The 18,265-nt window shown below is 63.1% G+C and carries 15 protein-coding genes; 2 read left to right on the top strand and 13 right to left on the bottom strand.

Annotation, left to right across the window (positions count from 1 at the left end):
• Positions 1-69: 69 nt before the first annotated feature.
• The 12 genes from F3089_RS00585 to F3089_RS00530 all read right to left on the bottom strand — a co-directional run bounded on the left by F3089_RS00585 (position 70) and on the right by F3089_RS00530 (position 14,070).
• Positions 70-1,479, bottom strand: a complete 1,410-nt coding sequence (locus F3089_RS00585; protein ID WP_202405514.1) for an OmpP1/FadL family transporter — start codon at positions 1,477-1,479, stop codon at positions 70-72.
• A 189-nt stretch (positions 1,480-1,668) separates the two neighbouring features.
• Positions 1,669-2,256 carry a NapC/NirT family cytochrome c gene (locus tag F3089_RS00580; RefSeq protein WP_151438943.1) on the bottom strand — a complete coding sequence of 196 codons (588 nt, stop codon included), beginning with the start codon at positions 2,254-2,256 and terminating at the stop codon, positions 1,669-1,671.
• Entirely contained in the window at positions 2,253-2,747 is a 495-nt protein-coding gene (locus tag F3089_RS00575; protein WP_151438942.1) for a nitrate reductase cytochrome c-type subunit, read from the bottom strand. Before F3089_RS00575 ends, F3089_RS00580 begins: the two co-directional genes overlap by 4 nt.
• Positions 2,748-2,771: 24 nt before the next feature.
• Positions 2,772-5,276 carry a nitrate reductase catalytic subunit NapA gene (gene napA / locus F3089_RS00570; RefSeq protein WP_151438941.1) on the bottom strand — a complete coding sequence of 835 codons (2,505 nt, stop codon included), beginning with the start codon at positions 5,274-5,276 and terminating at the stop codon, positions 2,772-2,774.
• The gene (locus tag F3089_RS00565; protein ID WP_151438940.1) at positions 5,273-5,551 is read right to left on the bottom strand and encodes a chaperone NapD; all 279 of its coding nucleotides are present in this window, start codon (positions 5,549-5,551) and stop codon (positions 5,273-5,275) included. Before F3089_RS00565 ends, napA begins: the two co-directional genes overlap by 4 nt.
• 13 nt (positions 5,552-5,564) lie before the next feature.
• On the bottom strand, positions 5,565-5,741 hold the full coding sequence (locus F3089_RS00560; RefSeq protein WP_077530727.1) for a nitrate reductase: 177 nt from the start codon (positions 5,739-5,741) through the stop codon (positions 5,565-5,567).
• Positions 5,742-5,832: 91 nt separating this feature from the next.
• A complete protein-coding gene (locus tag F3089_RS00555; RefSeq protein WP_095617580.1) occupies positions 5,833-6,030 on the bottom strand; it encodes a hypothetical protein in 198 nt (65 codons plus the stop codon).
• Positions 6,031-6,032: 2 nt separating this feature from the next.
• Positions 6,033-9,791 (bottom strand): translocation/assembly module TamB domain-containing protein, encoded by a 3,759-nt coding sequence (locus F3089_RS00550; RefSeq protein ID WP_151438939.1) that lies wholly within the window; start codon positions 9,789-9,791, stop codon positions 6,033-6,035.
• Positions 9,791-11,512 carry an autotransporter assembly complex protein TamA gene (locus F3089_RS00545; RefSeq protein ID WP_502707322.1) on the bottom strand — a complete coding sequence of 574 codons (1,722 nt, stop codon included), beginning with the start codon at positions 11,510-11,512 and terminating at the stop codon, positions 9,791-9,793. The genes F3089_RS00550 and F3089_RS00545 overlap by 1 nt, the downstream gene beginning before the upstream one ends.
• 59 nt (positions 11,513-11,571) lie before the next feature.
• Positions 11,572-12,222: a PAQR family membrane homeostasis protein TrhA gene (gene trhA, locus F3089_RS00540; RefSeq protein WP_151438937.1), complete on the bottom strand. Its 651-nt coding sequence runs from the start codon at positions 12,220-12,222 to the stop codon at positions 11,572-11,574.
• A 57-nt stretch (positions 12,223-12,279) separates the two neighbouring features.
• A complete protein-coding gene (locus tag F3089_RS00535; RefSeq protein ID WP_151438936.1) occupies positions 12,280-13,683 on the bottom strand; it encodes a WS/DGAT/MGAT family O-acyltransferase in 1,404 nt (467 codons plus the stop codon).
• A 120-nt stretch (positions 13,684-13,803) separates the two neighbouring features.
• Positions 13,804-14,070 (bottom strand): hypothetical protein, encoded by a 267-nt coding sequence (locus tag F3089_RS00530; RefSeq protein WP_095617585.1) that lies wholly within the window; start codon positions 14,068-14,070, stop codon positions 13,804-13,806.
• Positions 14,071-14,201: 131 nt separating this feature from the next.
• On the opposite strand from F3089_RS00530, the gene F3089_RS00525 reads away from it, so the two are divergent.
• Complete coding sequence (locus tag F3089_RS00525) at positions 14,202-15,263, top strand: ion transporter (protein WP_202405513.1); 1,062 nt, start codon at positions 14,202-14,204, stop codon at positions 15,261-15,263.
• Positions 15,260-16,729: an amidase family protein gene (locus tag F3089_RS00520; protein ID WP_151438935.1), complete on the top strand. Its 1,470-nt coding sequence runs from the start codon at positions 15,260-15,262 to the stop codon at positions 16,727-16,729. The genes F3089_RS00525 and F3089_RS00520 overlap by 4 nt, the downstream gene beginning before the upstream one ends.
• Positions 16,730-16,795: 66 nt before the next feature.
• Here F3089_RS00520 and F3089_RS00515 read toward each other — a convergent pair whose 3' ends face one another.
• On the bottom strand, positions 16,796-18,133 hold the full coding sequence (locus F3089_RS00515; protein WP_151438934.1) for an acetyl-CoA C-acetyltransferase: 1,338 nt from the start codon (positions 18,131-18,133) through the stop codon (positions 16,796-16,798).
• Positions 18,134-18,265: the final 132 nt, after the last annotated feature.

The following is an 18,265-nucleotide window of genomic DNA, read 5'->3' as shown; positions in this document are numbered from 1 at the left end:
CGTAAAGGGGTTACAAGTGCCTTGGCTAAGGGGGAGGCGGCTCCATCCCTGGAGCCGAGGGGATGGAGTTCAGAATGAGCGACTGAGTTCCACGGAAGCGCTCCATGCGCTCAGGTCGTAAGAACCTTGGTACCGCGACTGATCTGCTGCCGGACTTTGCTGCGGTGTGGCGTGTGTGTAGTTTTGTTCATCGACTTTCGCATCACCATCAAAGATGAGCGTCCCCACGGCCGCGTCCACGGTCCAGTCGGTATTGGCCGGAGCAAACTGGGCACCCAGAGTCAGCCAGTGGCGGTCCTGAGACGGAATCCGTGCTGTGGTGTAGCTGTCCACAGGTGATTCGTCCCAGGCATAGCCGGCCCTGAGCTTCCACTGCGGGTCCGCCTGCCAGCTGGCGCCCAGGTTGTACTGCCAGGTGTCCTGCCACTTCTCGGTGATATGGGTGATCGGGTTACCAACCTGGCCTTGGGCCCTGAGTGCGCTGGAAACTTCTCCTGTACCACCCTCACCGGAGTAGATATCGAGTTCCTCAAAGTCGCTCCAGCGTGCCCAAGTGGCCCCGAACAGCAAGGTAACGTCATCATTTAGCTGATGCCGGGCACCGAAGGTTACACTTGGCGGGATATCCAGAGGGACCTCGGCATCTTCTTTGAGAGTTACAGGGCCTGCCTGGGTCGGAAAGTCGCTGATGGTGATGTCACCATCCAAAGAGGCTTCAGTACCGGACTCTACAGTCAAACCGAACTGGGTCTTGTCGGACAGCTCATACATAGCACCAATGCGAAGCGTGTACTCAATGGAATCACCTTCAACGTTTGAGTAGGTCGGCGTTGCACTGGCTGCCCGCGTTGCGGCGGCAGGCGTATTGAAGCCATTACTGGAATCCTGAAGTGTTGCGCCTGACGTATCCGTAAACTTGGACAACTTGCCATCCAGATACATGACATTCACACCAAAACCGAGCGACAGCCCGTTACCGGAGTCCACTGCGATGGATGGCGTCAGGGCAATCCCGGTAAGCTCCGTCTCGTCCGCGAAGTAGCGCCCCTTGAAGTCATCATCATAGTCCGCCGCCAGGCCATAGGGCGCATGGAGACCGATACCCACTGCGACGTTATCGCTCATCTCATGGGTCAGGAAGGCATTGGGCAGATAGGCAGGGTCAGCAATGTCGCCGCCATTCGAGCCCCGAACAGGTTCACCGACCTGATTGGTGGCGGATGCACTATCGGCTTCAGCATCGATATCCAGAACCGCAGCACCAAAGGAGAGATTGGTACCGGAAAGCTGGGTCATACCCGCTGGGTTGAAGATCACCGTCGAGGCGTTCTGCGGGTTGGCAGCGGCGCCGGCATTGGCGGTGCCCATGGCGCTCGCGCTCTGCTCGTTCAGGGAGAAGCCACCCGCCATGGCCATACCGGGAATCATTGCAGCGGTAAGAACAACTGCGCCTTTCGCATCAAAGACTGTACGCATCATTACCTCTTTGTTGTGTCTGTCGATGCGGATTCTAATGCGCTTTTAGCTCACATCACAAATTACAGTCCCCAATCAGTGGCCGGCCGGCCATAGCAGAGCGGTTTCTCCACCCGGATCCGGGATATGCCCCCGGGGGCACGAAGCGCGACTGACGCCCAGAACGCCCGCTTCCATGCGGACGTTCTGGGTTCAACGGTTATGAACCCCGGACATATCCGGAAGCTCGTGGGCGATGCCCTTGTGGCAGTCAATGCAGGTGGCCTCACCGCCAGCCAGGGCAGTGGAATGGGCTTCCGCAGCCCGCGGGCTCTGGCGTGTGAAGTCCATGGACTCAAACTCGTGGCAGTTGCGGCATTCCAGTGAGTCGTTCGCCTCCAGGCGGGCCCATTCACGCTCCGCGAGCTCCCGGCGCTTGGCCTCGAATTTCTCGGGCGTATTGATGGTGCCGAAGAGCCAGCCCCAGACCTCCTTCGAGGCTTCCATCTTGCGCGCCACCTTGTCCGTCCATTCGTGGGGCACATGGCAGTCCGAACAGGTCGCCCGAACCCCGGAGCTGTTGCTGTAGTGGACAGTGCCCTTGAGCTCCTCAAAAACGTTGTCGCGCATCTCGTGGCACGAGACGCAGAACTGTTCGGTGTTGGTGGCCTCCATCGCGGTGTTGAACCCGCCCCAGAAGATGATCCCGGCAATAAAGCCACCCAGCACCAGCACGCCCAGGCTGATGGTGGCCGCGGGCCGCCACAGCAGACGCCAGTAGTAGCACAGCCATTGTTTCATTCCGCGCCTCCCTGGCCGTCACCGTCTTCGGCCAGCCGCCGCAGCACTTCATCCACCGTCTCAAACTGGTTCTCCACCAGCGGATCCACGTCCGTCTGCGGCACATGGCACTGGGTGCAGAAGTAACGGTCCGGTGAAACCGCCGCCAGTACCTGTTTGTTGCGATCCATGAAGTGGGTGATGCTGACCATGGGTGCCCCGCTCTCCGGTGAGGCGCTGCGGCTGTGGCAGTCCAGGCACTGGTTGAAGCGCTTGTCCAGCTGGTAGCCGTCAATGCTGTGCGGTATCACCGGCGGCTGTTCCGGGTAATTGCGTTCCTCCCGACCCTTGCGGTCGGTGACACCAGCAATGGGCGGAGCAGCCGGCGTTGCGCTGTAACCGGCACCACGCAGGCCATCCGGCCTGGGTGCGTCCGTCGTCTTCTCAGCCGCCACGCCCATGGCCAGAACGGTGAGCACCAGAAGGGTTACAGTCGTGATGAAGCTTTTCATGATGGGCCTCTCTGTTCCGGTGCCTTAAGCCAGGTCCACAAGTTCCAGGCGGACCGCGCATTTCTTGAAGTCAGTCTGCTTGGAGATCGGGTCCGTGGCGTCCAGTGTGACCTTGTTGATCAGCTTGCCTGCGTCGAAGAAGGGCACGAAGATCAGTCCCCTGGGTGGATTCACGCGGCCCCGTGTCTCGACCCGGGCGCGGATGGAACCCCGCCGGCTGACCACGCGCACCTCGCTGCCACGACGCATGCCCTGTTCCCGGGCATCGTCGAAGTTCATGTAGACCAAGGCATCCGGCACGGCCTGGTGCAGCTCCGGCACCCGGCGTGTCATGGACCCTGTGTGCCAGTGCTCCAGGACCCGGCCGGTGCACAGCCACATGGGGTATTCATCATCCGGGCTCTCGGCCGGCGGCTCATCGGGCACCGCGAAGATGCGGGCGCGGTTGTCGTCGTTACCGTAGAACTGCCAGCCGGTGCCCTCTTCCACGTAGGGATCCAGTCCCTCGCGGTAGCGCCAGCGGGTCTCCTCGCCGTCAATCACCGGCCAGCGCAGGCCGCGCACCTCGTGGTAGGTATCGAAGGGCGCCAGGTCCTTGCCCTTACCCTCGCCGAAGTTGCGGTATTCCTCGAAAAGGCCCTTCTGGATGTAGAACCCGAAGTCCTCGGATTCATGGTTCGGGTAACCCTCGCGCATCTGATCCAGCGGGTAGGCATCCACGTTACCGTTGGCGAACAGCAGGTCGAACAGCGTTTTATCCCGCAGCTCCGGTGCCTTCTGCAGCTGCTCCTCCGGCCAGACCTCATCCAGCCGGATGCGCTTTGAAAGCGCCACTGTCTGCCACAGATCCGAGCGGGACTCGCCCGGACCGCTCACCAGCTGGTAGAAGAACTGGGTCCGGCGCTCGGAGTTGCCGAAGGCCCCCTCCTTCTCAACCCAGGAGGCGGTCGGCAGGATCAGGTCCGCGCACTGGGCGGAAACCGTGGGGTACATGTCGGAGACAATGATGAAGGACTCCGGGTTGCGCCATCCGGGATAGGTCTCCTGGGCTGAGTTCGGGCCGGCCTGGATGTTGTTGGTCACCTGGGTCCAGTAGACCTTGAGGTTGCCGTCACGCAGCTGGCGGCTCTGCTCCACCGCATGGAACCCCACTTTTGAGGGAATGGTTCCTTCCGGCAGTTTCCAGATCTTCTCTGCCTTCTTCCGGTGATCGGCGTTGGCCACCACCATGTCCGCCGGCAGCCGGTGCGCGAACGTGCCCACCTCCCGCGCAGTGCCGCAGGCGGAAGGCTGGCCCGTCAGCGAGAACGGGCTGTTGCCCGGGGTGCTGATCTTGCCGGTAAGCAGATGCAGGTTGTAGATCAGGTTGTTCACCCACACACCCCGAGTGTGCTGGTTCACGCCCATGGTCCAGAAGGTCATTACCTTGCGATCCGGGTCCGCATAGAGCTCGGCCAGGCGCTTGAGCTGGCTTTCCCGCACCCCGGATTCACGGGCAGCGCGTTCGAGGGTGAACTCACTGACGTGCTCGCGGAATGCCTCGAAGCTCATGTCCGACCAGCTATTGGGGTTGTCCGCGTTCTCGGCGTCCTGCTGGCGCGGATCCTCAGGGCGCAGGCCATAGCCAATGTCGGTCACGTTCCGGACGAATTTCGTGTGGTTGTTGACGAAATCCTCGTTCACATTGCCGGACTGGATAATGTGGTTGGCGATGTAGTTGAGGATGACAATATCCGCATGCGGATGCATGACCATGCCGTTGTCCGCCAGATCGAAGGAGCGGTGCTCAAACGTGGAGAGCACGGCGACCTCCGTATCCGGGAATGACAGTCGCCGGTCCGTGACCCGGGTCCAGAGCACCGGGTGCATCTCCGCCATGTTGGAGCCCCAGACCACAAAGGCATCCGCCTCCTCGATGTCGTCATACACGCCCATGGGCTCATCGGACCCGAAGGTGCGCATGAACCCGCCCACGGCCGAGGCCATGCAGTGGCGGGCGTTGGGGTCGATGTTGTTGGTGCGGAAGCCGGCCTTCATCAACTTGGAGGCGGCGTAGCCCTCCCAGATGGTCCATTGGCCGGAGCCGAACATGGCCACACTGTCCGGGCCGTGCTCGCGGATGGCCGTCTTGAACTTCTCGGCCATGACGTCCAGCGCCTCGTCCCAGGAAACCGGCTCAAACTGGCCTTCCTTGTGGTACTGCCCATCGCGCTTGCGGAGCATGGGCTGTTCCAGCCGGTCCTTACCGTAGAGGATCTTGGAGAGGAAATACCCCTTAACGCAGTTGAGCCCCCGGTTGACCTCGGACTGGTTGTCACCGTGGGTGGCGACGATCTGCCCGCCCCGGGTGCCGACCATGACGCTGCAGCCCACGCCACAGAAACGACAGGCGGCCTTGTCCCATCGCAGAGAGGTCAGCTCCTGGTTGGTGATCAGGTTACTGGCGCCGGCAGGGGTTGCCATCCCCGCCGTGGCAGCAGCGGCCGCGGCGGCATTGGCTTTGGCGAATTCCCGACGTGTCATGGTCATGGCTGGATTTCCTCCGGTTGATCCGCTTCCTGGGCGCTGAGGATCTCGTGGTAGATGAGATTGACGGTGAACACGCCGGGGCGATCCCGGCAGGCATCCATCAGGTCAAGAATGGGCTGGCGACCCTCGCTCTCGGTGATCAGCACCAGCTTCCCGGCCGGGTCCGTGCCGCGGACTTCCACCTCAGGGTGGGCGCCGGCCCACTGGCTCAGATCATCCAGGGACTCAGGGGCCACCTGAACGAGCAGGCTCGCGATATGGATCTCGTCTGTCATGGCTGGGCTCCCACTAGCCTGCCGGCGGGCCGGGCGGGCCCATCAGCTCCTGGAACATCCAGACGCCAAAGCCATAACCGCCAACGACCATGAAGGTCACCAGTGGGAACAGAAAAACGATCAGGAAAAGGAAGAGCCCGATTTCGTGTTTTCTGCGGTCTTCTTCAGGCACCTGAGCCGGGTCCGTCATGAGGGCCTCTCTTGTTATTGCCGCATCGTGGTTCCATCTAATCACCACTGGCTATCGAGGCCATTGCGAAAAATCAACATCCGGAAAGACGCTACACAAGGTTGCGACGCAGTAGCAGTTTGACCAGTCGGATCTGGGGGGTATCAGTGGGGTAGCTCTGCAGGTACTGATCCCGGAAACGGATCATTGTTTCCCGGTTGTGGATGAAGTGCGGGTCTATTCCGGTCAGGCGCCGGATCACCCGACGCTCCCGGGGCGTGAGCCGGATCTGGTCACCATGGACAAGCATGGTCAGTCTCCCGGTTTGCCAAAGTCTGTCCGATAGAATAGATCGAGTGAGCTGGCAAGACCACTGGCGGCTTCCAGATAGAGGTTGCGCGACAGGTCGTAACGCAGCGCCATACGGCTTACGGGCTGGAACAGACCCACGCCGTAACGCAGGCTGAGCCTGTCCGTCAGGTAGCCGGAGGCCACCACACTCGCCTCCTCGCCCCGCCCCTCGGTCTCAAGCTGCAGGTCCTCGATCCCGACACGTTCACCGATCTCGCGGGTGAGCGGCGCGGTGCGGGCCAGCCCGAGATTGATCGCAGCCCGCTCCATGGCATAGCTGTCGCTCTCGCTTTCCAGTGGCCGGCCCAGTGTCAGATACGCCAGCGCCTGCTGCTGGCTCATCGGGGGCTCGGAGAAGATCTCGGAGCGCGGTTCGTCCGCGGGGCCTGTGATCCGTATGCCGGCCGTCACGTCATCCACAATCCGCACCGCCTCGATGTCCAGGAAAGGCCGGTCAATGGGCCCGGAGAACAGCAGCGTGGCGCGGCGGATGCGCAGATCCTGGCCATAGAGCTCATAACGGCCATTACGCAGGTTGAGGTTGCCATTGGCCACCATGTCGTCGGCCAGGTTCAGGCGCCCCTCAAGGTTCCCTGTCACACCGAAACCGTTGAAATCCACACGCTCCTCCCCGATCCGCACGTCCAGGTCCAGGGATAGAGGTATGGGGCCGGCGTCGGGTTCCTCGCCTTCGATCACGGTATCGCCGGATACACCAACGGCAGACTCCGGGAGGGATTCGATCACCACGCTTCCGGAAGGAACACGGACCTGGCCGGAGACGCCAACCCCCTCCTCTCCGTAACGCAGCATCAGATCCGGGAAGACCGTCAGCTCTGCGTAAGGCGGCACACTCACCGGCAGCGACTCAGCCACCAGGGAAATCTCCGCCCTCGGCCCATCGGCCCAGCTGGCCGTGCCTTCAATCCGGCCCTGGCCCTCCTCACCGCTGCGCCAGTTCCCGTCGATCCTGGCTTCTGTGCCATCGATGCGCGCTGTTGCACTCAGTTCAGACAGAGGGAGCGGGAGCCGGGGGTCGCGGATCTCCCCCTCCGACAGGGCCACCTCCCCCTGCATGGAAGGTGATGCCACGGGCCCTCTGACATCCAGGCGCCCCGCCAGCCGTCCTTCCACGGTGTCCAGGTCCAGGAAGGGACGGATCAGGGCCAGATCCAGCGCCTCCAGATTGAGCTGGCCGTCCACTGGCATGCCCTTCTTCAGCGGCCTGAGCGCGGCATTCAGGTCAAGCTGCCCGATCTCCGGGCCAGCCAGATCCGCGCTCAGCCGTGTGCGCTCAGGCCCGAAATCCGCGGCAACCCGCAACCCGCTGTACTCAAACGGCAGCCACTGCCAGGCCTGCTCGCCCTCCTGCTCATCCACCTGCGCGTCCAGATTGTCCGGATCCACGTCACGGCGCAATTCAACCTGGCCGCTGCCGGCATCAATCCATGCCCGCCCGCGTGGCCCCTGGTCATCCAGTTCCAGCGTGGCATGGGCATCCAGGGTGTCTTCCCAACGGAAGGTCGGTGGCAGCAGGGGCCTGAAGGCCCGGGTGGGCAGATCCGCCACACCCAGCTTCAGTGAGGGCGCCGGATTGAGCCGCTGATCACCGGTGCAGAGACGGGCACCGCCCCAGCGCCAGCAGTGGCCCCCGAGGTGGGCCTCGCCATCCCGGGCGAGCGTCAGCCTGGCCGGGGTCGCCATCAGCCAGTGCTGGCCCGGAAGTGCAACACCACCGCCGTTGAGGGTGGCCTGCCAGCCTTCACTCCCCCAGGCGCCTGCTGCGCTCAGGCGCAGACTGCCCTGGCGGTGCATCAGGGACAGACCGAGCTCATGATCGGCCAGGGACCCGTCAACCCTCAGCTGGCCGGATTCCAGCCGCTGCTCCCGGGCTTCCAGTCCCGAGAAATCCACGCGGGCCCGGGCCGCACCGTCGTCGGCCAGACCCGCCTCACCCTGCAGCTGCCTGAGTTCGATGCCGTACTCCTCAATCGCCAGATCCCGGGCGCTGAAGGTCATGCTCCCCTTCGGGTCGCCAAGCAGATGGCGGCCACTGGCACGCCCCTCAAGCTGCCCTTCAAGACCGGACCAGAACTGGGCCAGTACCGGCAGGTTCCATTCCAGCTCCGCCTGCAGCTGCTCCGCCTGGCGGGCGGAACCAGTGAGTCCATTGTCGCCGAAACGCAGCTCCAACGCGGGGATCTCCCAGTGTTTCCCCTCCAGACGGACCCCCGTTTTCAGCCACAGAGCCTGGCCCCGGAGGCCGCCCGCCAGTTCCAGCGAACCATCCCCTTCAGGACCGTTATCCGTCATGCGGCCGCTGCTCCTGAGATGACCACTGAGCACCCCATCCAGCTCCGGCAGACGCCGGCCCGGCAGTAGATTCTCCAGTGCAAGGTCCGTACGCCACTCAAGGCCGCCGGACCACCCCACCCCCAGATCGCCAGCGGCACGCCCCAGTGCACTGGCCAGACCCAGCCCCTCAAGGCGGGCCCGACCGAAGTCGCCTTCAACCGGTGTCCGCAGCCATACGGGCCCTTCCCGTGTGAAGAGCTGCGCATCCAGGCGCCCGGTGTACTCGCCGTCTTCAAGCGCAAAATCCAGGCCGGCATCGCTCACGGCCACCGGCACCGAGGGCAGATCCGGGACCAGCCGTTGCCAGGGGAAATAGTGCCACGCCAACGAACCACTGGCGCTCAGCCCATCACTCCAGCTTACGCTGGCGCCTCTGAGCTCCAGCGAGCGCGACCGCCCCTGGCCGTCCGAGACGGCAAGTTTCTCGATGCTTGCCTGTTTGATGGTGGTATGCCCTTCCAGGGACACATCAAGCCCGGGTTGGGTGGCAAGCACCGCATCCCCCGCGACGGACCAGCCTTCATCCAGATCGCCGCTGGCATCGAGCACCAGATCCCTCAGCGCATAGTGCGGTGGCAGATCCGGTGTTGCCGCGAAATGCTCAGCGCTCAGTCGGGCTTCGGCGGGGACTCCTGGCTCCAGGGGGTTCACCCGCCCCTGCAGGCGCGCCTGCCAGGGGTGGCTCATACGGGCCATCACATCCAGCGCGCTGACCGTTCCGGCCAGCTCCGCCGTCAGATTCAGCTCTCCGGGGAAATCCGTACCCGTTTCATAATCCAGCTCCAGTGCCAGATCCACCGGCCAGTCCCCGCGCATTTCGAGGGACCCTTCGGCCCTGGCATCCAGGCCCTCCCTGATCACGCGCAGTGAATCAAGCTGGAGAGTGCCGCTGCTGAGTGTGGCCCTGGACTCAATCGCTTCGAGGATCAGCGTGTCGTTCCAGCTGATCCGGCCCACATCCAGGTCCGCGATGGATACGGAAAGCGGCAGCCGGATGGCGGGCAGTTCAATGGCGTCACTGGAGGCTTCCGAGGCCTCGCCCTCAGGAAGGGAGAGCGCCACCCGGCTGGCATGGAGTCGGTCCACGCAGAGTTCCAGTGTGAACAGGCACCCGGGGGACCAGGCGAGGTCCACGCCCTCCAGCCGGGCCTCTGTTCCCTGGCCGTCGTCATAGACAACGCGCTCCGCACGCCAGGCACTGCCCAGCGAGCCCTGGTAACCCGCCACTTCCAGGCCGGGGACCTGTTGGATGACCCAGCGGCTCCCGCTCTCGGTGAACAGCAGCCAGCCTGCCACCGCCATCACCACCAGCAGGGCCGCCACCGGCAACAGCATCACTGCCCAGAGAACACGGCGACGCATCATCAGAGTTCCGGCCCCATGGAGAAATGAAGGCGGAAGTTCTCGGGTTCATCCAGCCCCCGCGCAATGTCCAGGCGGATGGGTCCCACTGGTGACACCCAACGGATGCCCACGCCCACACCGGTTTTCAGTGGATCCCCCAGATCATCAAAGGCATTGCCTTCATCCACGAAAGTCGCCAAGCGCCAGCTGTTCGACAGTGGGTACTGGTATTCGACGCTGCCGGTGAGCAGGAAGCGCCCGCCAACATTGTCGCCGTCCTCATCCGTCGGGCCCAGGGTGCGGTAACCGTATCCACGAACGCTCTGGTCACCACCGGCGAAGAAACGCAGAAAGGGTGGTACCTGATCAAATTCATTGGTTCCAATGCCGCCGGCGCGAACCCTTGCGAGAAAACGGTGCCCGTTGCCCACGGTGATCAGCCCACGGGCCGAGGCGACCAGATGGATCACATCAATGTCAGAAAGCAGGTCGCGTTGGCCACCGGAACTTTCAAACTGGAAACGATAGCCCCTGGAGGGATCCACCGGGGAGTTGCGGTAGAGATAGCTGTAGCTCAGGCCCGGCAACACCAGGACCGTACGCTGTTCACGGTCGTCGCCCACGCGGAAACGGACCTCCTCGCGCTGCAGTGAGACCACCTGCTGCCACCCGGAATCCAACTCACTCTGCCACTGGCCACCCAGGCTGATCCGACGGGAACGCGTATCCTCGATGTCTTCATTCTGGTAGGAGCCAGTAAAGCGCAGAGAATCCGTCATGGGTGGATTGAGCGGCAACTCATAGTAAAGGCCGGCATTCTGGCGTGGCCGCGAAACCTCGAACTCCATCCCGCGGCGGTGCCCCTGGGGGTTCACGTAGTGCTGGTCCCAGGTGGCCCGGAGGCGGGGGCCCACGTCGGTGCTGAAGCCCACGCCCGTTCCCAGTGAATGGCGTGTGCGCTCATCCAGGGTGACATCCACCGGAATCTCCCCGTTGTCAGCCGCTCCCGGATCAGCGTCCACCAGAACCTCACTGAAATAGCCGGCACCTCTCAGGTCCTGGGTCAGTTCAATCACACGATCCGAATGATAGGGCGTTCCCGGCTCAAACCGCACGAAACGCTTAAGCAGATCCTGCTCAAAATAGATGTCCTCAGGGAAATGGGCTTCTCCCAGGCTGTATCGTGGGCCGCTGTCATACAGCAGTCGGATTTCAGCCTCGCGCTCATCCGGGCGCACCCTCAGCTCGCGGGTAACGAACTCACCATCGAAGAAACCATGCGTCTGGGCACGCCCCCGCAGGAAGCGCTTCACCTGTTCATAGTGCCCATGATTCAGGACATCACCGACCTCCGGGCGCAACCGCCCGGGCACCTCGAACGCCGCCAGGTCGGCCCCCTCGCCACGCACCTCAATGCGCACACTGGTCAGGCGCACCGGCTCGCCGGGTGCCACTTCAAGACGCAGCACGGGCGGATCCCCCTCCACCACCTGGTAGCGGATGTCGCCGTCGTAATAGCCGAGTGCGCGGATGGCTTCCGTGGCACTGTCCCGGGCATGGGCGGCGAAACGGCGCAGGGAGGCTGCATTGCGGTCCCCGAGATCCCCTACATGGGCACGGATGTTGGACTGGAGGGCGTCGTTTTCCGGCTCAACAATGACCTCGAGTTCCGCCGCACGGACTCCGGCCACGGCCAGGATCAACAGCGGGAAAAGCAGAAGCCGGAGAACTTTCGGGGTCATCATCCACGCATGATATCAGCCCCGAAGCGCACAGCCACGGGCCCGGCGCAGTAAATTCGTCAGCTCTGCCAGGCGGTCAGGAAGCCGTTATAGACGGCAAAATAATGCAGGGCGCCCCCGGCCAGGACAAACAGGTGCCAGATCGCGTGATTGTAGGGAATCCGATTCAGGAGGTAGAAGACCACCCCGACCGTGTAGGAGAGCCCACCGGCCACCAGCAATGCCAGTTCGGTCACCCCCAGGATAGCGGGCAGCTCCGTGGCTGCCACGACCACCAGCCACCCCATCACCAGGAAGGTGGCCACCTCGAGCCCCCTGTAGCGATGGCCGAATACCAGCTTGAACACAATGCCGCCCACAGCCAGCCCCCAGATAATGGCGAACAGGGTCCAGCCCAGGGTCCCACGCATGTTCACCAACAGGAACGGCGTGTAGGTGCCGGCTATCAGCAGGAAGATGGCGCAGTGATCGAACATCTTGAAGGCCCGGCGCAGTGTTGGCCGGCGCGCGCTGTGGTACAGGGTGGAGGCCAGGAAGAGAACCACCATGCTGATGCCGTAAACCGTGGCGCTGGTGATGGACCAGACATCGCCATGGAGGACAGCCAGCGCTATCAGGACAATGGTCCCGGCAAGTGCCAGAACCGCCCCCAGGCCATGGGTCAGGGCGTTCCAGATCTCTTCGACGGGATGGAAATCAGCGTTGCTCATGGCCTGACAATACAGTGAACAGCTGTGCACTGTAAAGGACGGGGCCAGCTTCCGGACTCAGTCGCGCGCAGTCACACACGCCTCAAGTTCATCCAGCGCCTCACCCGTGTACACCGCGAGGCGCTGCATGCTCGGCAGGGTATCCCGGCAACCGGTATAGCCGAAGTTGAGCGAGCCCGCGTAGCTCAGGCAGGTGATGTTGAGCGCACCGCCATGGGTCACCAGGGAGACCGGGTACATCGCCTCCATGCGGGCGCCCTCGTAGTACAGGGGGTCACTCGGCCCGGGGACGTTCGAGATGGTGACATTGAACACCGGCCGCATGCGCCCACCCAACCCGGAGACCAGCTGCAGGATGTAGGGCGACATCAGCATCATGGTGTACTGGTTCAGAACCTGCCGCGGCAGACTCTGGAGATGCTCCTTGGCTTTCTGGGTGGACTCCTTGATCTGCTCCAGCCGCGCCATGGCATCCGGCTCATCGGTCGCCAGGCTGGCGATCATGAAGCTGATCGCCGTACCGGTGCCCTCGTCATCGGCAGGCCTCACATTGACCGGGATCCCCGCCGTCAACGGCTCTTCCGGAAGGGCGTCCTGCTCCAGCAGGAAGCGGCGCAGGGCGGTGCCACAGATCTGCAGTACCACGTCGTTCAGCGACGCATCCGTCCTGCGGCAGATGGTCTTGAGACGATCGAACTCATAGAGCTGGGTCGCAAAACGACGCTGACCGGTGATGCGATTATTGAGGATCGACTGCGGGCCCACGAAGGGCGCGGTCAGCTTGCTGTCCTTGCGCCGCCAGGCGGCACTGGCGAGGCGCCCCACCGCCGCCGCCAGCTGCGGGGTCGAGCCAGCCTGGATGCGCAGCGCCTCAACCGCCTGCTCAAACGCCCCCTGAACCGAGGTAACCCCCTGCCCGGCCTGGGAGCGGCGCTGGCTGGGCTCAACCGCCCAGGGTGGTGGCATGTTGGTACGGGCGGGATCCGTGGTCAGGATCTTCTGCATCAGGCGTACACCACTGATGCCATCGATCATGGAGTGGTGCATCTTGGTGTAGAGCGCAAACCGGTTGCCCTCAAGCCCTTCGATGATGTGGCACTCCCAGAGCGGGCGATCGAAATCCAGCGGGTGCGAATGCAGACGCGAGACCAGAACCCCCAGTTCACGCTCACTGCCGGGCTTCGGCAGGGCCGAATGGCGCACATGGTAGTCCAGGTCCAGATCCTGGTCCTCAACCCAGGCCGGCACCAGACTGCGCCCCAGGCGGCTGCCACTGAACAGCTTATACTTCCAGGGCGCCTGGATCTCACCCGCATTCTTCATGCGCTCAACCATGTCCCGCAGGAAGGTCTCAGGCGCTCCCTCCGGCAACGAGAAGATCTGCATCGTGCCCACATGCATGGGCGTGTCTTCGGACTCGACCTTGAGCCAGGACGAGTCCAGCACACTCATTCGCTTCATCGGGAGCCTTCTCCTTGCATTAACACCGGGATGGTTGCATCAGCGAACGGGCATTCTACCTGAAACATTCTGTTACAGAAGGCCCCTGTAGGACTTTGGTCCGATTTAACACCCCGACAGTCAGACACCACCCTGTTTGGTGGGCGGCTCCTGATCCGGATCAGGCGAATAGCCCAGCCTGTTAAGCGCGGCCAGCACCTGATCCAGAAGCGGGGTGCTGTCGCCCGGCATGTTCTCGTCATCCGCCACCGTCAGCTCACGCGCGTCGTACTCCCAGCGGCGCAGAATCCGGATGCGGTCATCAGTGCTCAGCTCCCCGGCGGTTACAACCTCATCCGGCGTAGTGAACACGGCTGCAGGGTCAACCAGTGCTTTTTTCAGGTCCATGACTCACCTCCTCTTTCCGTCCTTCCAGCGTAGCACCAATGGGGTCACGCTGCCGCCAGGTCGCCGGGCCAGTGCGTGACAGGCTCACCTTTGCTATAAAGAGCCCTCAAGGCACGTCATAAGGATGCAGTGTGCTCACCATCAACCTCCGCAACCTCCGCACCAGCCACCAGACACTCTGGTTCGCACTGGATATGCTGATGCTGGTGCTGCTGGTCATCAATCTTGTCTGGCTTCTGTTTGATTCCCTCTATGCGGTGGATGTTCTGAGAGACCTCCTTACTCAACAGGTGCCGGCCTTCACCGCTTTCTACAACCCCATACACCGGCATTTCCTGTTCTACGACCTGATGTTCATCGGGATTTTCCTGAGCGAGTTCGCGGTGCGCTGGGTGCATGCGGTCTACCGGCGGGAGTACCAGCGCTGGTACTTCTACCCCATCGCCCACTGGTACGACCTGCTGGGCTGCATCCCGGCTTCCGGAGCCCGGATCCTGCGTTTTCTGCGCGTTTTCAGCATTGTCTATCGCCTGCAGAAATACGGCGTCATCGACATCACGAACACACGCCTTTTCGAGTTCCTGCGCTTCTACTACGACGCGTTCATGGAAGAGCTTTCCGACCGCGTGGTTATCAAGGTGCTCAGCGGCACACAGGAGGAAGTGAAACGGGGCTCGCCCCTGGTCCGGCGCGTCCAGGAGGAAGTCCTGCTGCCCCGAAGAGATCTGCTTGTGGACTTTCTCTCCGCCCGGATCACCCGCTACGCGCGGGAAGGGTATATGCCCAGACAGCAGGAACTGCGCGCTTACCTCAATACCCGGGTGATTTCAGCCATGAACCGCAACCGGGACCTGGGCCGCATCCGTGAACTGCCGGTATTCGGCAGCTGGGCCTCGGGCACCCTGGATCGCGCGGTGGGCGACATCACCGCCGAGGTGATTGAACAGATCCTCAATGACCTGAGTTCCCCCGACAATCACGACTTCGTGGAGGATCTGGTCGATGTGCTGCTCACACCCCACGAACGCGAGAATTCCGAAGCCAATACGGCTGTCATACAGGGCGTGATCGAGACACTGGAACTGGTCAAGGACCAGGTGGCCGTCAAGCGGTGGCAGGAAACGCTGGCGGAAAAGGATGAACAGAAGGCAGCCGACAGAGCGACCCGACAAGAGCAGAAGGCATCAACATGAGCGAATGGCTGGATCAACCGGCACGGGACCTGGCCGGTGCACTCCGTACCGGCAGCATAACCAGCGAAGCCGTTACGGCTGAACTGCTGGCACGCATTGACGCACGCAACGCGCCCATCAATGCCGTCATCCACCTCGACCGTGAACGGGCCCTGGATCAGGCCCGGGATCGCGACCGGCAGCGTGAACAGGGCGAACACTGCGGCGTTCTGCACGGACTGCCCATGACAGTGAAGGACGTCTGGGAGGTGGCCGGCATGCCGACCACCGCTGGCTCCTCCTCCCTGCAGGCACACCGGCCCAAGCGGAATGCCGATGCCATCCAGCGGCTTGAGGAAGCCGGCGCCATCATCATCGGCAAGACCAATGTGCCGCTCTTCGCCTCGGACCTCCAGACCTACAACCGACTGTTCGGCGTAACCAACAACCCCAGGGATCTGGGACGGACCCCCGGCGGGTCATCCGGCGGCGCCGCAGCCGCCCTTGCCGCGGGCATGACACCACTGGAGGTAGGCTCGGATGTGGGCGGCTCCATCCGAACACCGGCCCACTTCAACGGCGTATTCGGGCACAAACCCAGCCGCGACATTGTCTCCCTGCGCGGCCACATCCCCGGTCCTCCGGGCACCCTGACGCAGCCGGACCTGGCCGAAGGCGGCCCCATGGCGCGCACGGCGGACGACCTGGCCCTGCTGCTGGAGGTCATCGCCGGCCCCAGGCCCCACGAAGGTCCACAGTGGCAGCTGTCACTGCCGGCGCCCGGTTTCAGCCGCCTGGATCAGGTCAGGGTCGCCACCTGCTTCCATGACCCGGCCTCGCCCGTCGCGGATGCCCTCACACGCCACTACGAGGATCTGGCAACACGGCTGGCGGATGCCGGCACCAGCGTGTCGCGGGCTGAGCATGAGTGGCTGGATCATCGCCAGCTGATGCCCCTCTATCACAACCTGCTGGGCAGCCTCCTGGGCACCGGCTTCCGGCCGAAACAGCGCCGCCAGCTCAGGCTGATGGGCTATATGCTCCGGCTCTTCGGGCGCTGGATGCGGATGCCCCCTGGGCTGGAGCAGTACATCCTCGGCGTGAATCAGCCGGTCCTCAACTGGCTTCAGCATTCAGAACAGCGGGAAAAGGCCCGGGCGGCCCTTGTAGAGGATCTCTTCGGCACCGCCGACATACTGCTGACGCCGGTGACGCCCACCACGGCCATTCCCCACAACCGCAGCCAGCCCATGTTCCGCCGGAAGATCCTGGTGGATGGCAGGGAGCGGCCCTATACCGACCAGATGCACTGGATTGCGCTGGCCACCACACTGGGGCTGCCAGCAACGTCGGCCCCGGTTGGCGTGGATGAGAACGGTCTTCCGTTCAACATCCAGATTATAGGCGCGCCCGGCCAGGACCGGGCGACCATCGAGTTTGCACGCCTGATGGAAGAACAGGGGCTGAGCGGGTTCCGCCCCCTGTAGGAGCGCTTGCCTCGCAAGCGATCAGAAACAATCGCGAGCAGGCTCGCTTCTACAGGAGTACTGGCCTCAGTTACGCTCCACGATAGCGGTCACACCCTGGCCGCCGGCGGCGCAGATGGAGATCAGGGCGCGTCCGCTGCCTTTCTGCTCCAGCAGCTTGGCCGCGGTGGCCAGAATGCGGGCACCAGTAGCGGCAAAGGGATGGCCCGCCGCGAGACTGCTGCCCTTAACGTTGAGCTTGCTGCGGTCAATGCTGCCCAGCGGCTTGGCGCGGCCGAGCTTCTCCTTGCAGAAGGTCTGATCCTCCCAGGCCCTGAGGGTGCACAGTACCTGTGAGGCGAACGCCTCGTGGATCTCGTAGAAATCAAAGTCCTGCAGTGTGAGGCCCGCCTTGTCCAGCAGCCGCGGCACGGCGTATGCCGGCGCCATCAGCAACCCCTCCTTCTTGCCGACAAAATCCACGGCGCCTGTTTCAACGTGGGTCAGATAGGCACGCACCTTCAGGCCACGCTGCTGCGCCCATTCCTCGCTACCCAGCAGCACGGAGGACGCGCCATCGGTCAGCGCTGTGCTGTTGGCCGCCGTCATGGTGCCCTTTTCCTTATCAAACACCGGCTTGAGCTGGGAGAGTTTTTCGAGTGAGGAGTCCGGACGCAGGATGTTGTCCCTCTCAAGCCCGGCCAGCGGCGTGATCAGGTCACTGAAGAAACCTTCCTCATAGGCCGCAGCCAGTTTCTGGTGGCTCTCAAGCGCCAGCTGGTCCTGCTCCTCACGGGGAATGCCCCACTCATGCGCGGTCACCTGCTGGTGCGCCCCCATGGACATGCCCGTACGCGGCTCGCTGTTCTCCGGGATCAGCGGCACCAGGTGCTTCGGGCGGAAACGGGCGGCAATCTTCAGTCGTTCCGTATTGGTTTTCGCGCGGTTGAGGTCCAGCAGCAGTTCACGCAGGCCCTCACTCACACCGATGGGGGCATCCGAGGTAGTGTCCGTGCCCCCCGCGATACCCACATCCACCTGGCCCAGAGCGATCTTGTTGGCAACCAGGATGGCCGCTTCCAGGCCCGTCCCACAGGCCTGCTGGATATCATAGGCCGGGGTTTCGGGAGCCAGCCCGGAGCCCAGAACAGTCTCGCGGGTCAGGTTGAAGTCACGGGAGTGCTTGATGACAGCACCGGCGACCACCTCACCCAGGCGCTCCCCTTCCAGGCCGTAGCGGTCCACCAGCCCACGGATGGTGGCCGTCAGCATGTCCTGATTGGAAAGCTTACTGTAGGCGGTATTGGAACGGGCAAATGGAATACGGTTGCCGCCGAGAATGGCGACCGGGCGCGGCAGCGTGGCAGCGGCCCCATTCCCCTTGCTCTGCCTGCTCTTACTGGAAGTCGATTTTGCTTGTGCCATTGCATTATATCCCTGTTGCTTTCGAGACGCGGAGAGAATCGGGTGCATACTGTGCGGATTGCATGCACAGCCTCATTGGCTGAGGTGACGCTGCCGGGTGACAGCCGGTTCATTGCATTCAACGGGGTGAAA

The sequence above is a fragment of the Halospina sp. K52047b genome (genome assembly GCF_008709855.1).
Classification (GTDB): domain Bacteria; phylum Pseudomonadota; class Gammaproteobacteria; order Pseudomonadales; family Oleiphilaceae; genus Halospina; species Halospina utahensis_B.
The sequence above is the reverse complement of the archived record's forward strand: the minus strand, read 5'-3'. Positions and strand labels throughout refer to the sequence as shown.